At 48.2% G+C, this 14,853-nt stretch carries 12 protein-coding genes; 9 read left to right on the plus strand and 3 right to left on the minus strand.

Going from position 1 to position 14,853, the window contains the following annotated elements:
* Positions 1-6: 6 nt before the first annotated feature.
* From PQG83_RS09350 to argJ, 9 genes are all read left to right on the plus strand, one after another.
* Complete coding sequence (locus PQG83_RS09350; protein WP_312748768.1) at positions 7-1,176, plus strand: 1-deoxy-D-xylulose-5-phosphate reductoisomerase; 1,170 nt, start codon at positions 7-9, stop codon at positions 1,174-1,176.
* 17 nt (positions 1,177-1,193) lie between these two features.
* Positions 1,194-2,585, plus strand: a complete 1,392-nt coding sequence (rseP, locus tag PQG83_RS09355; RefSeq protein WP_312748769.1) for an RIP metalloprotease RseP — start codon at positions 1,194-1,196, stop codon at positions 2,583-2,585.
* A 95-nt stretch (positions 2,586-2,680) separates the two neighbouring features.
* A complete protein-coding gene (locus PQG83_RS09360) occupies positions 2,681-4,402 on the plus strand; it encodes a proline--tRNA ligase (RefSeq protein ID WP_312748770.1) in 1,722 nt (573 codons plus the stop codon).
* A gap of 240 nt (positions 4,403-4,642) precedes the next feature.
* Positions 4,643-5,098 carry a bifunctional nuclease family protein gene (locus PQG83_RS09365; protein ID WP_312642969.1) on the plus strand — a complete coding sequence of 152 codons (456 nt, stop codon included), beginning with the start codon at positions 4,643-4,645 and terminating at the stop codon, positions 5,096-5,098.
* 55 nt (positions 5,099-5,153) lie between these two features.
* Positions 5,154-5,624, plus strand: a complete 471-nt coding sequence (locus tag PQG83_RS09370) for a bifunctional nuclease family protein (protein WP_312748772.1) — start codon at positions 5,154-5,156, stop codon at positions 5,622-5,624.
* 36 nt (positions 5,625-5,660) lie between these two features.
* Positions 5,661-6,089, plus strand: coding sequence for a 50S ribosomal protein L13 (rplM, locus tag PQG83_RS09375; protein WP_312748774.1), 429 nt, complete (start codon positions 5,661-5,663; stop codon positions 6,087-6,089).
* A gap of 46 nt (positions 6,090-6,135) precedes the next feature.
* Entirely contained in the window at positions 6,136-6,528 is a 393-nt protein-coding gene (gene rpsI, locus PQG83_RS09380; protein ID WP_312748775.1) for a 30S ribosomal protein S9, read from the plus strand.
* Positions 6,529-6,728: 200 nt separating this feature from the next.
* Positions 6,729-7,805, plus strand: coding sequence for an N-acetyl-gamma-glutamyl-phosphate reductase (gene argC / locus PQG83_RS09385; RefSeq protein ID WP_312748777.1), 1,077 nt, complete (start codon positions 6,729-6,731; stop codon positions 7,803-7,805).
* Between the two features lie 43 nt (positions 7,806-7,848).
* Positions 7,849-9,057 carry a bifunctional glutamate N-acetyltransferase/amino-acid acetyltransferase ArgJ gene (gene argJ, locus PQG83_RS09390; RefSeq protein ID WP_312748779.1) on the plus strand — a complete coding sequence of 403 codons (1,209 nt, stop codon included), beginning with the start codon at positions 7,849-7,851 and terminating at the stop codon, positions 9,055-9,057.
* Positions 9,058-9,109: 52 nt separating this feature from the next.
* Here the strand turns inward: argJ and prsR are convergent, their stop codons facing one another.
* From prsR to PQG83_RS09405, 3 genes are all read right to left on the minus strand, one after another.
* A complete protein-coding gene (gene prsR / locus PQG83_RS09395; RefSeq protein ID WP_312748781.1) occupies positions 9,110-10,489 on the minus strand; it encodes a PEP-CTERM-box response regulator transcription factor in 1,380 nt (459 codons plus the stop codon).
* Between the two features lie 2 nt (positions 10,490-10,491).
* Entirely contained in the window at positions 10,492-12,681 is a 2,190-nt protein-coding gene (locus PQG83_RS09400; RefSeq protein ID WP_312748782.1) for an ATP-binding protein, read from the minus strand.
* A gap of 767 nt (positions 12,682-13,448) precedes the next feature.
* The gene (locus tag PQG83_RS09405; protein WP_312748784.1) at positions 13,449-14,849 is read right to left on the minus strand and encodes a sigma-54-dependent transcriptional regulator; all 1,401 of its coding nucleotides are present in this window, start codon (positions 14,847-14,849) and stop codon (positions 13,449-13,451) included.
* Between the last annotated feature and the right edge of the window lie 4 nt (positions 14,850-14,853).

The raw sequence follows: 14,853 nt of genomic DNA on the forward strand, positions 1-14,853 counted from the left end.
AATCTGGTGAAACACATCGTCATCTTAGGATCTACCGGATCGATTGGGAACAGTACATTAGATGTGATCTCCAGATTCCCTGAAGAGTTTCAAGTAGTCGGCTTGGCCGCCGGATCAAATGATCAGGCCCTTGAGGAACAGATCCGCATCTTCAAGCCAGAAGTGGTTGCGCTGTCCTGCCGGGATGCTGCCAATCGATTGCGAGCACGGATAGGACACACGTCCACGGAAATTTTGGACGGAGAGCAGGGGCTCTGCGCCGTCGCCAGTGCATCGAAAAGTGATTTAGTGATTTCTGCGATCGTCGGTGGAGCAGGACTCAAGCCAACCTTGACAGCCATTCAAGCAGGCCGGCAGGTTGCACTGGCCAATAAAGAGCCGATGGTCATGGCAGGCCGTTTGATGCAATTGGAAGCCCACAAACATGGCGTCACCATTTTTCCCATCGATAGTGAACATAGCGCCATTTTCCAATCGATGGAAGGCCACCGAAAAATAGATATTCGCCGGATCGTCTTAACCGCCTCCGGCGGGCCATTTTGGGATTGGCCTATCAATGACCTGGAACACGTGACCCCCGAACAAGCGATGCAACATCCAAATTGGAAAATGGGTGCTAAAATCACCACCGACTCCGCCACCTTGATGAATAAGGGCCTGGAGGTGATCGAAGCCCGATGGCTCTTTGATATCCCTCACGATCAAATTGATGTCGTCATCCATCGAGAAAGTATAATCCACTCTTTGGTAGAATATTGTGATGGGTCAGTCATCGCGCAGTTAGGGCACCCGGACATGCGAACACCAATTTCCTATGCTCTCAAATACCCGGAACGCATTCCTTTGAATCCTCCACTCTTGGATTTAGGAAAAATTGGGAAATTTACGTTTTACCCAACTGATTCGAAAAAATTCCCCTGTCTCCAGTTAGCCTATGACGCACTGGCAGGAGCGGACGGGCTTCCACCCACATTAAACGCGGCAAATGAAATCGCCGTTGATGCTTTCCTTAAAGAACAAATTGCCTTTTTGGATATTCCCAGAGTGATTCAGGAAACGATGAATGCCTATACCGCGACTCCCGTCACATCCATTGAAGATGCCCTGGAGATAGACCAATGGGCCCGACGTACAGCCACGGAAATGATGAAAGCCTGTTCCTCTTCACCAATATGAATCCGCGATAAACACCCATGAATAACCTCCTGTCATTTTCTCCAGATTCCATCTTTCTATTTGGGCAAAAGTTATGGTGGTTCCTGGTCGTACTGGGAGTCCTTGTAACCTTTCACGAATATGGCCATTATCTGGCCGCTCGATGGGTGGGCGTCAGGGTCCTCAAATTTTCCATCGGTTTCGGACCAAAACTCATTGGTCGCAAGATCGGCGATACAGAATATCTTTTGGCAGCGATTCCTCTTGGAGGATATGTCAAATTATACGGTGAGGAAGTGTCAGAGGCTGTTTCGCCTGCTGAACAACGTGAATCCTTTATTCACCAGTCACTTCCCCACAAAACGTTGATTGTGGCGGCTGGCCCCGGATTCAATTTTATTCTCAGTTACCTGATCTTTACGGGTATGCTGGCTTTGGGGTCACCCCTATTTGTGCCCAGCATCGACAACATCACACCGGTGATTGAAGCGATCATCCCCGACTCCCCAGCCGAAACTGCCGGATTACATATCGGTGATCGGGTAATCCGGGCCAATGAAGAAGACATCTCGACGCTGGGTGAACTATATCAACAAGTTGGTAAGGCCCATGGGCGTCCCGTCACCCTGGATGTCATTCGTGGGGATACCGTTAAAACGCTGATCATCACTCCAACGGTTCAAATGGTGCCAGATCGCCCGGACGAACCTCAATACACTTTAGGCATTGAGGATCATGCTCCGCTTGTCGGGGGAGTCATGCCGGACACCCCTGCCATGGCCGCGGGGCTTCAACAAGATGACCGAATTATCCAAATTGATGACACACCGATTGTCACCTGGTCTCAGATGACCGAGATCGTTCGCCAACACCCTGGAACCCCTTTAGATGTTCAGGTCGATCGCGGAGGACAGATTGTCTCTCTTCGCATCACCCCTGAAGGCCAAACCGTTACCTCTTCCGATGGGGAAACCAAGTCTGTTGGCCGCATTGGGATTAAACTAGCCGGTGCGGGTACGGTGCTCAAAAGCACCTCTCTATTTCTTGCCCCATGGGATGGACTCAAGGCTACATGGAAATGGTGTGAACTCACCGTGATTGGTTTATACAAACTCTTGACGGGAGAAATTTCTTCAAAGCATCTCGGTGGCCCGCTGATGATTGCCAGTGTGTCAGGCGAACAAGCCCAACAGGGTCTTGCCAGCGTCGTATGGCTTATTGCGATCTTAAGTATTAATTTGGGAATTTTGAATTTATTACCCATTCCCATTCTTGATGGAGGGCATCTCTTCTTTTTTGCCTGTGAAGGCATTTTAGGTCGCCCGTTAGGAGACCGGTCGAGAGAAATGGCCCAACAAATTGGACTGGTCTTGTTGGTCTTCCTGATGGCCTATGCGACCTGGAATGACATTAGTCGCCTACTCCAATAAATTCCACCCAGTTGAACGTCTCGTTGCCCTATTGCTATCCATGTGAGTTCTCCCTGCGACTCAGTCTGTCCTCAACCATTTAACCAGGTGTCTTCATGCGTGTATCACAAACATTAATTCCCACGATGCGACAGGATCCCGGGGAAGCCGAAGTGGTCAGCCACCGCCTCATGCTTCGCGCGGGCATGATCCGAAAAGTCGCCGCCGGAATTTATTCCTACCTTCCACTAGGATTGAGGGTCATCCGGAAAATTGAGACTATTGTTCGCGAAGAGATGAACCGGATAGGAGCGCAAGAGCTGTTACTCCCGATTCTATCCTCGGCCGAGCTTTGGAAAGAAACAGATCGCTGGGATTTCTATGGAAAAGAGCTATTCCGATTACATGATCGCCATGATCGGGACTTTTGCCTGGGTCCCACTCACGAAGAAGTCGTCACTGATTTGTTCCGTCGAGAGGTCAGTTCATATCGTCAATTGCCCGTCACTCTGTATCAAATCCAAACGAAATTTCGCGATGAAATCCGCCCACGGTTTGGCATCATGCGAGGGCGCGAATTCATCATGAAAGATGCGTATAGCTTTGATCAGGATGTGGAAGGAGCCAAACATACGTACCAAAACATGTACGACGCCTATTGCCGCATTTTTTCTCGTATGGGCCTCGAATATCGTCCAGTGGAGGCCGATACCGGCTTAATCGGTGGCATCTCTTCTCACGAATTCATGGTCCTAGCCAATACCGGCGAAGAACTCATCGTTTTTGATCCTGACACACAATATGCAGCCAATGTCGAACGGGCCGAAATTGCCCCACCCACCATGGGGGAGCCTGAGGCCGCACTACCACTGGAAAAGGTCTCTACACCCAATGCTAAATCGGTTGAAGAAGTGTGCGCCTTACTCAACGTGCCTCCTTCCCGCCTGGTGAAAACCCTTCTGTATCAGACTGGCATGAATGAGATAACCGCAGTCCTGATCCGAGGGGACCATCAAGCGAACGAAATTAAAATTCAACGACATCTTGGTATTCATGAATTATCTTTGGCGACCCCAGAGATGGTCCTCCGCTTCACAACGGCCCCAGTCGGCTTTGTCGGCCCGATCGGTCTTCAGAAAATTCGAATTCTGGCTGACCAGGCCGTAGCTGTTTTGACCAATTTCATTGTGGGTGGAAACGAACCGGACGTCCACCTCATTCATGTCAATATTGACCGGGATTTTGCCATTGAGAGCATAGGAGATTTTCGCCAAGCCCAGGCCGGTGACCCTTCCCCACGTGGAGGCAGCTCGCTCCAAACAGCCAGAGGAATCGAAGTGGGGCATATCTTTATGCTAGGAACAAAATATAGTGAAAAAATGGGGGCAACCTACCTGGATGCTCAAGGCGAGACCCTTCCCGCTGTCATGGGATGCTATGGCATAGGTGTCAGCAGAGCAGCGGCAGCAGCCATTGAACAAAACCATGACGACAAAGGCATCTGTTGGCCCATGCCCATTGCCCCATTTCAGGTCCACATCCTTTCGGTCACCGCATCAGAAAATGTACGTCAAGCTTCCGAGCAGCTCTATCAGGACCTTTCCCAAAACGGGATAGAGGTATTACTTGACGACCGTGAGGAACGGGGTGGAGTGAAGTTTAACGATGCAGATTTGCTCGGCATTCCTTTCCATATTATTCTTGGGGATAAGGGACTGGCACAGAACACCATTGAAATTAAAGACCGTATGACCGGCGAAAAGCATCACATTATCCGTGAGGAGGCATGTGAGTGGATCACTTCCACAGTCAGAGCAAAACTCGTATTTCAGACATGATAAAATAAGGAAAACGGATCCAATGCAGGCTGGTTACCGATGCCCACTCATGCATGGTATAATTTTTCTAAACCAAAATGCTCTTTATCTTAAGGACGATCAAGGCCATGATCTCAATCCAAAGCATAGGAAGATGGACAAGCCCTTATTTTCATTGACAATACATATTATCGAATGCTATTTTTCAAGGTTTGATTTTCAAGTAAAACACACGTCCTTTATTTATGACTGGCAGATCGTATGTTGAATCAAATGAACGTGAGGGGTCTTTTATTTGACCCCTACAACAATGCCTATATTGTCATCCTGAGAGATGAACAAAATTCTGATATGCTCCCAATCTGGGTTGGGAAGGCCGAAGCCAGCGCGATTAGTTTTGCCTTAGAGCGGATAGCTCCTCCAAGGCCGATGACCCATGATCTCATGAAAACGGTACTTGATAATATGGATGCTAAGGTCATTAGTACGGTCATTACAGATTTGAAAGACAATACGTACTTCGCCAAAATCCATCTCCTTTTTGGAGATTCCGAGTTCACCGTTGACTCTCGGCCAAGTGACGCGATTGCCGTGGCCCTTCGCACGGATGCTCCTATTTTTGCTTCAGGGGAAGTGCTCCATAAACAAAACTCAGAAGAATTGGAACGATGGCTGGAAAACCTCAAGCCTGAGGATTTTGGGAAATCGGACGTCTAGCTGATGCTCATGTGGCCATCTGAAATATTTACGATTGATAGTGAGTGTGCGGGTGATGACTGAAATAAACACATTAATTCCGTTAAAGGTCCATGGGGTCCTGGTCGATCCGAATACCGACACGCAAATCGTGGTCCTACGGGATGAAAAAAATTCAGAGGTTCTTCCCATATGGGTTGGAACCGCCGAAGGAACATCGATTCGGTTGGCCTTGGAGAACGTCATTCCACCCCGCCCCATGAGCCATGACCTTATTTGCAGTTTTGCCTCGCACCTTGGATTTACCCTCAACAAAGTTGTAATCACAGAAGTTAAAAATAATACGTATTTTTCAACGCTGTTTTTGTCCAAAGATGAGTTGGAAAAATCGATCGATTCCAGGCCGAGTGATGCGATTGCCCTAGCTCTCCGATGTCAATGTCCCATCTACGTTACTCCAGAGGTGCTGGAACGTCGCGGGGGGGAAGATCTGGATACCTGGCTTTCCAAGCTCGATCAAAAAGGATTAGAACAAACCGATATTTAGATTGTAATCAAGTAGAGGAAAGGAACTCAGACACTCATGCGATCTTATCAAGCTAAACCGTTGGAAGTTGAACGACAATGGTTCTTAGTCGATGCTAAAGGAAAAACCGTTGGACGCTTGGCCGCCAAGGTTGCCTCAATCCTTCGTGGAAAGCATAAGCCGACGTTCACGCCTAATGTCGATACGGGCGACCATGTCGTCATCATCAATTCCAGTAAAATCCAATTCACCAGCGATAAATTTCGTAGAAAGATCTATTATCATCACACCGGTTACCCTGGAGGAATCAAAGCCATTACGGCAGAGCATCTTCATGCAAAGAAACCAACCGAAGTCCTTACTAAAGCCATTCGTGGGATGCTTCCAAAATGTACGTTGGGGAAACAAATGGCCAAAAAGCTCAAAATTTACCCTGGTGCCGAGCATCTGCATCGAGCGCAAAGCCCAACGCCTTTGAATCTCTAAATTCATCAGTAACTGTTCCAACGAAACAAAGGAGACTTATCCTCACATGGTCGATACCATTCAATACGCAACCGGAAAAAGGAAAAACGCGATTGCCCGAGCGTGGGTAGAACCAGGGCAAGGCGACATTCTCATCAACGCACGATCAGTCGATTCATATTTTCCACGATTGACACATCAAATCCAGATACAAACGCCATTCGATGTCACCAAAACAAGCGGGCAATTTAATGTCAAAGCCACGCTGACAGGGGGAGGCGTTTCAGGTCAGGCGGGAGCCCTTCGCCATGCGATTGCCAAGGCATTGGCCTTATATAATCCTTCGCTACGGGATCCCCTGAAAAAAAATGGATTGCTCACCAGAGATAGCAGAGTGAAAGAACGGAAAAAATACGGGCAAAAAGGCGCCAGAGCCAGGTTCCAATACTCCAAACGATAATTGGCCGGTTCACCATTCACGCAAAATTATGGGGGAGGCCTTCCAGCCTCCCCTTTTTTTTATTCCAACTTTTGTCTGATGCCGTCGCCACTCCAATCTTACTGTTTACAAATAATCAATTGTCACGAAGGAAAATCATTTCCCAATAAATATCCTGCTCAACCTTTCGCCCCTTACTTAACTTTCTAGAAAAAAAGACCATGGATAGAAAAATTCGCGTTGCTGTCATTGGAGCTAGTGGCTATACAGGTGGGGAATTACTTCGATTACTCACCCTCCACCCTCAGGTCACACTGTCCCGTGTGGTGGCGTCTGAAAAATCTGAGGGCCGCGCTGTCGCTTCGCTGCTTCCTCATCTTACGAAAATTTATGACTGTGCATTGTCTTCGTTGAATATCGACTCGATCGCCAAGGAAGTCGATGTGGTTTTTCTCGCGCTTCCTCATACGCAATCCTTGCAACCAGTAGCCGATTTTCTCTCACAGGGGAAACGTGTCATTGACTTGAGTGCCGATTATCGTCTTCAGGATCCGATGGTGTATGAGCAATGGTATCAAACCCCCCATACGTTCCCTGGCCTGCTCAAAAATGCGGTGTATGGACTACCAGAACTCAATCGTGCGGCTATCGCCAAAACCAACCTTGTCGCCGTTGCCGGGTGTTATCCCACCGTCGCCATCTTGCAACTTGCGCCCTTTGTGGCCCAAAACCTTATTGAGCACAACTCGATTATCATTGACGCAAAGTCGGGAATTTCAGGAGCCGGTCGCACACCTGCACTGGGCACTCACTTTCCTGAATCGCATGAAGCCATTCATGCTTATAAAATCGGCAAGCATCGCCATGTGCCTGAAATCGAACAGGAGTTGGCACGACAGATTCCTGCTTCATCTTCAAAAACAGCTTTCCCCAATCCATCTATAATTTTCACACCTCACTTGATACCGATTAACCGAGGCATTCTGAGCACCGCCTATGCCAAATTGAAACCCGGCATTGAACAATCCCATCTGGATGCAGCTTATAACAGTCGGTATCGAGACGAATATTTCATTCGACTCTTTCCCAGTTCCGAAGGGGTCAATCCGAAAAATCTGCGAGGATCAAATTTTTGTGACCTCAGTTGTACCTATGATTCTCGAACGGGCTATCTCATCACCACAGGTTCGCTGGACAATCTCGTAAAAGGCGCAGCCGGACAAGCGATTCAATGTATGAATCTGATGTTAGGACTTCCCGAAACACTCGGATTGACCGCGCCAGGCCTCTTTCCCTAGACCACCGTTCACCAGTTTCTCCTGACGAGAAGGGGATGTTCTCATGTCTAAACGCATAAAAGGCGGGATCACTGCCCCAAAGGGATTCCTTGCCGCAGGGATTCATTCAGGAATTAAAAAGACCAAGCAGCTTGATCTGACCTTGATCGTGTCAGAGAAGCCTGGACCTGTTGCCGGAGTGTTCACCTCCAACAGGCTCCCGGCCGCTCCCGTGATTGTCGACCGGCTTAATCTCAAGAAGGGCAAAGGGCAAGCATTCATTGTTAATAGCGGGAATGCTAACGCATTTACCGGACCGGAAGGGTTAATCCATGCCAGGGAGATGGGTCGGAGAGTTGCCGACCAACTCACAATTCCCCTTCACCATGTGTTTGTCGGATCCACTGGTGTCATTGGGGTACCGCTGCCGATGCCGGCAGTACGAAACGGCATTCCCATTTTAATTTCACGACTACGCAAGGCTGGTCACCAGGAAGCTGCTAAGGCGATCATGACGACAGACACCTGTCCTAAAGAAATCGCGTTTCAAGACCGAATTGGCGGAAAAATAGTAACCATAGGGGGAATCGCCAAAGGTTCGGGAATGATCCACCCTGACATGGCGACCATGTTGGCCTATGTCACAACAGACGCAGCCATTGACCAACAAACGCTACAAACGACCTTTCGCGCTGTCACTAACCAAACATTTAACTGTATTTCTGTTGATGGGGAAACCAGCACCAATGACACGGCCTTATGTCTGGCCAACGGGGAAGCCGGAAACTTACCCATCAAAACCGGAACGACGGCACATGTCAAATTTGAAGCCCTCTTATTTCAGGTCTGTCACCATCTGGCCATGGAAATTATTCGGGATGGCGAAGGTGCTACCAAAATCATTGAATTCCAGATCACTCAGGCTTCCAGTGGCCGGGCAGCCAAACAATTTGCCAATACTCTGGCCACCTCCCCTTTAGTTAAAACCGCTATATTTGGTACGGATCCCAACTGGGGAAGAATTGTGGCCGCATTAGGACGGGCCGGTTTCCCTGTTAAAGCAGAGAAACTTCTCATTGGATTCAATAAGATTCCCATCGTCAAAAATGGAAAAGGGCTGGGGCCTCAGGTGGAGCGCCGCATTAAACAGGAAATGAAGAAGCCCTTCCTGACAATCTTTATTTCACTCGGAATGGGGCAAGGGTCATCCACGATCTGGACCACGGATCTGACCTACGATTACGTAAAAATCAACGCATCCTATCGATCCTAACTTTTCTTCTCTGGTCAATCGGGAAATTGGAAATGGCCTTGCGGAGGGATCGTTATTTTTTTATGTGGTGGCGGGAAATCAAATCATGGAGAGTCGGTCGGCTCACACCAAGGATGGTCGCCGCCTTGGTAATATTTCCACCTGTCTTGGCCAGAGTTTGCTCAATCACTCGCTTTTCTACCGTGTCTCTGGCTACTTTCAGGGTAAGGCCAACTTGACTCTCATCGGGAGGGGCTAAATCTAAATCTTCCGGAGCAATCCTTGGATTGTCGGTTAGCGTCACGGCGCGACGAATCCTGTTTTCTAATTCTCGAATGTTCCCCGGCCAATGATATTGTTCGAGAGACATCAGGGCTTCCCTCGTAAATCCGGAAATCTTCTTTTTCGCTTCTTCTGAATAACGCTGAAGCAGCGATTTGCCCAACATCACGATATCGCCACCCCGCTCCCGTAAGGGAGGAGCCGTAATGGTCACGGTATTCAATCGATAATACAGATCTTCCCTGAAGCGGCCATCTTTCATTGCTAGTTGAAGATCCATATTGGTGGCTGCCAGAACCCTTGTGTCTACTGGAATTTCTACGCGTCCGCCTACCCGCTCGATACTTCGTTCTTGTAACACCCGAAGTAGCTTAACTTGCAATGCAGGAGAAATCTCACCAATCTCATCTAGAAAAAGTGTCCCGCCCTGGGCCGACTCAATTCGACCTGGACGCTGGAGATGGGCTCCGGTAAACGCCCCTTTCTCATGCCCAAACAACTCACTTTCCAGCAAGGTTTCGGGAATAGCCCCACAATTAATTGCGATAAACGGGCCATCCTTTCTGTGACTTTGCTGATGAATCGCCCGAGCCACCAACTCCTTTCCTGTCCCGCTTTCTCCGACGATTAAAATAGAAATATCCGAACCGGCCACTCGCCGGATGGTATCGAATACTTTAACCATGACCGGGCTGCTCCCGATAATTTCAGGAAATCCTCGTTTCGCCTCACGATCCAGAAGTTTTTGGTTTTCTTTTTCCAGGCCGGCCAAATACCCGGCCCGCTGCAGAACAACTTTTAACACTTCCAGGTCCACCGGCTTTTCCATAAAATCATAGGCGCCAATTTGAATAGCCTTGAGCGCATTCGCTCGATCTTGATTGCCCGTGATGACGACCACCTTCACCAAAGGATTCACCGCAAGCAATTGTTCCAAGGCAGACAATCCCTCCGTCACTCCACCGGTATCAGGTGGCAAACCTAAATCTAAGGTGACCAGTGAGATCTTTTCCCGTTGAAGAATATCGACAGCTGCGGTGCGATGATCTGCCTCATAGATCAGATAGGAGGACTTTAATCCCCACTTCATCTGTTCAAGAATTTCCTGCCGGTCATCAACCAGAAGAAGTGAAGGAAGATGTGAATGCTCAGCAGGCGGATCAGACTTCATGGTTACTTATTTTTTCTTGAGTCATATTCTACCCCGACTTGAGATACACCAAACTCCATTGTACTTGGGTTATCGGCACTTTGAACGGGAAATGTAATCATCACCGTTGTGCCTCGCCCTTCCTGGCTTTCAATATGAATAACGCCATGATGGTCCTCTACAATTCGCTTACATTGAAACAGACCTACACCCAACCCATTCTTTTTGGAGCTTTTGAATGGCTGAAAAATATTTTCAAGCTGGGCCACGGACATGCCACCCCCTGTATCAACCAATTCAACGATCACCTGCTTGCCATCACAGGCGGTGGATATATCAATCGTACCTTGCCCCTCGATCGCCTGGCGCGCATTCAGAATGAGATTTAACAACACTTGCTTGATTGCTTCCCTTTTGAGCTGAAGGACCGGAACCTCTGGCCCCGGGGAAAAATTCGGTTGGCATCCAGGGCGATTGACGGTCGCCAGAATATCCTTGATCAATAGGTTCACATCCACCGACTCTGTCGGGACTCCCTCACTCAAATTCGGTTCGTTCGCCTGACGTGATAATTCTCCCATTAAATCGATAATTCGCTGAGACGTATTTTTAACGGTCTGCATGGCCGATGCCTGAAATTCACTATTACTCCCGTATTGCGCCGCATTCTGAGCCACCATAGATAAACTCGACGCCAAATTTTTTAAATCATGTAAATAAAAAGCCGAGAACCGATGCACAGCCTCCCATTTAGCGGATGAACTACGCTCTTGAACTAACTCAAATTGAATGAGCAGCATCGTCACATGGTGCGCAATGGCTCGCAGTAAATCCAAATCGTCTTGATCGTACTCGTCACGAACCGATTCCTGACTAAGCGTACAAAAACCAAGCAGTCTGCCTTGCTCCGTCACCAGGGGTACACACACATGGGCGTGAGTAATGTCAAGAAATTCCCTCCAATCCTCAGCCACCCGGTGACCCACTTGCACCAACAAGGGTTCTTGCTGTTCTTTCAATTGATGAATAAGAGGGTGAGTTTCAGGAATCGGAAACGGCTCTGACACATTCGGTGACCGATCATTTTCCGTTAATTTCCTTCGACGCCGCTCCTTCCGTATTTGATGATACCGTCCATCAACATCAAAAAGTTTCCAAATTGTCACCCGAGACGTTCCAAATGTTCGACTGAGCCACTCAAGGTATCGGTTTAGAAGTTCGGAGACATCCTGACAGGCCGAAAACATCTCAGTGACCTCTAACCATTTCTCTCGATAATCATATTTCGCCTTAAAAAAATGACGAGAAACGACTTGCAGAAATTCGACACGAACACGCCTGGAAAGCATGGCGACAATCAAACCCATAACGGCAAGAAACATGAGAACCATTCCCAGTGATTCCTTGACCTCCCAATCCGTTTGTTGCACCACGAGGGTCACCATAGCGACAAGAACGAAATACCCACTCACACACACTACGACCAGGGAGGCGTATAAAGCATGGTGACTGACTTGAATCTTCTGAATCACCTGCGGTCCTCGCCATCGCCTCAATCCCAGTGCCATGATCACCAGAGAACTGAACGATGCGAGTCCCCCCGCCCACACATCTTCCGGTCGCCACACCGAGACCACGACCAAATGAAAGGCCTGCGCGATGGAAATGCATGCCAAACCTCCCAATCCAATCAACACGTATTTCAATCGATATCGTAGAGGATCGGGAAAAGACTGAAGGATACGTTCCAGCTGAAATATTCCCACACAGGAGGCCAATACGATAAACCCCCAGATCAACAATCCCTCTGGTCGTCTGAACACAATTTCCCCCTCAGGATTGACCTGCATGAATCCATCTGGAGTACCCACGATCACCATGGCTAAGAGAGCAGCTCCACACCCGATGATTTTCCACCACCCTCTGCCCAATGCCACAGAATTGGCAGAAAATTCATGCAATAATGAAAAACCGACAAAGCCGATCAACACCGGCAGAATGACCTCACCCACTAGAATTAGTTTTTTGAAGGTAATGGGATGGGCTGGAAACACTTCTTGTATCCCATTCAGTCCATGGATCCAAATCATAACCGCCATCAGCAAGAATAAAGGGAAAAAATGTGCCCCATCTTTTCTCTTCACAAATATGATCGTCGCCAAAAACAGGGAAACTCCTGCCGTGAGAATAGATGGAATAACCCACACACTCATACTGACCCTTAATACCTATTGAGAGTTAGAGACAGACACACGTTTATTTCTCGGTGCTAACAAAGGACATAGCCTTTTCGTTGTTCTGATTGATGGAGACATGTCGAATAACACATGTTTTAATCACTCGGGCACCTGGTTTTATGGAAGTGGCACCCGACTATCCACGCTGGCCATCGATCCCTTTGCGCATCAAGGCGGTATTATTTCTTCTTGCCAGGCTCATGAGGATTCAGTCACCAAGCTACTAAAGTTTGGGTTAATAGATGAGGGAATTTCTCCCAACAGGTTTCTTTGACACCCTTATCATGGAGAAAGAGCTCAAGATAGAGCACCACCCTAGCCTGCCCCACAGGACATTAATCAGCATGAAACTGTAGTAGTTTTTTCGGAAGATGAGGAGGGGGACTGTAGGGTTCGGCCTCTCAAATCGACCTTGCCTCCCGCCGGACAAGGAAAGCTAGAGTTCGATTCTGATGAAGAGGAGTATTTTTTGCTTCTCTATCTATAGGAAAGAGCCGGCCCCATTCAACCTATAAATTTAATCATGCCGAAATGGGAACATGAGGCTATCCCACAGGAGTGACGTGTCAGAATTGCTGGGATGACCTACGAGGTATCTATGGGCCTTTCCAGCCCCTTCCTGCCGAGAATTTCGAAGCATGAACCAGCGTAAAACTACGTAACTGCCGTTTTTAAAGTGAAACGAATCGAGCACCTTCCCGACCCCATGCTGAGAAAGAAGCCTCTTGCCCGCTGTACCAAAATTACTGGAGTCCTGGTTGGCCGTTTGAAGAAGACGCATCTTCCTGCCTATCGGAGGGATGCAGTCCGTATTTTTTGAGCAGTTTATAAAAGTCTGCCCGATAGCGCCCGGCAATTTGTGCCGCCTTAGAGATGTTTCCTTGTGTGGCTTTCAGCAAATCTTGAAGGTACTCCTTTTCAAATGCCTCTTTCGCATCGGTTAATGGCTGAAGACCACCTGGCTTGCTTTGTTCTTGTGGAGAAAGTGCAAGGAATTCTGCCGTGATAATTTCTTGAGGAGACATGACAACCGCACGTTCAATCATATTCTCAAGTTCTCGAACATTCCCTGGCCAAGGATACGTAATTAAGGCCTGCATGGCTTCCGGGGAAAATCCTTTGACGATTTTACCATGATGCTCTATGCTCCGTTTGAGAAAAAACTGGGCGAGAGAAGGAATATCCTCTCGTCTTTGCCGAAGCGGAGGAATCCACAAAGGCACAACATGAATCCGATAATACAGATCTTCTCGAAATCGTCCTTCTCGAACGGCTAACTCCAGATCCTTATTGGTTGCAGCCAGAATTCTCACATCCACTTTCACGGGCACTTGCCCTCCGACGGGCACCACCTCTCGATTTTGAATGGCCCGCAAGAGTTTGCCCTGTAATGACAAAGGCATTTCACCGATTTCATCTAAAAATAAGGTTCCCTTATCAGCACTTTGGATTAATCCTCTTTTATTTTGATGGGCCCCGGTAAAGGAACCCTTCATATGCCCGAACAACTCACTTTCGAACAACGTTTCTGGAATAGCTGCACAATTGACGGCCATAAAGGGTTTCGAAGCTCGAGGGCTATTACAATGGAGCACGCGCGCAATAACTTCTTTCCCTGTTCCGGTTTCTCCGGAAATACAGACGGTGGTATCGGTCTTCGCCACTTGCGCCACCTGCTTCAACACTGTATGCATTTCTGCACTCCGGGCCACGACATTTTCAAGCCCATATAATTCGTTCACAAGCAGTTGTAGTCGATGAATTTCCTGACTCATTCGTTTGGTCGTGAGGGCTTTATCAATACTCTCCAGCAACTCTTTGTCATCAAACGGTTTGGTTAAATACCCATACGCACCCTTTTTCATGGCTTCCACCGCATTAGGAATACAGCCATGCGCCGTTAAAATCAGGATTGGAAGATTCGTTTGATGCTGATGCAATTCTTCCATCAGATCCAAGCCGTCAGCATCCGGCAATCGAAGATCCAGAATGGCAAAATCATAGGGATCTTCCTGAACCCGGCTCAAGGCATCCCCCCCGGAGCCACACGCCGTCACCACAAATCCCATGGAATGCAAGCGCATTTTCAGGAGGGTCAGTAAACTCGGATCGTCATCAACAACAAGAATTCGTTCATCAGCCATCACA

The sequence above is a fragment of the Candidatus Nitrospira neomarina genome (genome assembly GCF_032051675.1).
GTDB lineage: Bacteria > Nitrospirota > Nitrospiria > Nitrospirales > UBA8639 > Nitrospira_E > Nitrospira_E neomarina.

Coding starts and splice junctions, on each gene's coding strand:
- rseP (WP_312748769.1), top strand. CDS start 1,194: ATGAATAACCTCCTGTCATTTTCTCCAGATTCCATCTTTCTATTTGGG.
- PQG83_RS09360 (WP_312748770.1), top strand. CDS start 2,681: ATGCGTGTATCACAAACATTAATTCCCACGATGCGACAGGATCCCGGG.
- PQG83_RS09365 (WP_312642969.1), top strand. CDS start 4,643: ATGTTGAATCAAATGAACGTGAGGGGTCTTTTATTTGACCCCTACAAC.
- PQG83_RS09370 (WP_312748772.1), top strand. CDS start 5,154: ATGACTGAAATAAACACATTAATTCCGTTAAAGGTCCATGGGGTCCTG.
- rplM (WP_312748774.1), top strand. CDS start 5,661: ATGCGATCTTATCAAGCTAAACCGTTGGAAGTTGAACGACAATGGTTC.
- rpsI (WP_312748775.1), top strand. CDS start 6,136: ATGGTCGATACCATTCAATACGCAACCGGAAAAAGGAAAAACGCGATT.
- argC (WP_312748777.1), top strand. CDS start 6,729: ATGGATAGAAAAATTCGCGTTGCTGTCATTGGAGCTAGTGGCTATACA.
- argJ (WP_312748779.1), top strand. CDS start 7,849: ATGTCTAAACGCATAAAAGGCGGGATCACTGCCCCAAAGGGATTCCTT.
- prsR (WP_312748781.1), bottom strand. CDS start 10,489: ATGAAGTCTGATCCGCCTGCTGAGCATTCACATCTTCCTTCACTTCTT.
- PQG83_RS09400 (WP_312748782.1), bottom strand. CDS start 12,681: ATGAGTGTGTGGGTTATTCCATCTATTCTCACGGCAGGAGTTTCCCTG.
- PQG83_RS09405 (WP_312748784.1), bottom strand. CDS start 14,849: ATGGCTGATGAACGAATTCTTGTTGTTGATGACGATCCGAGTTTACTG.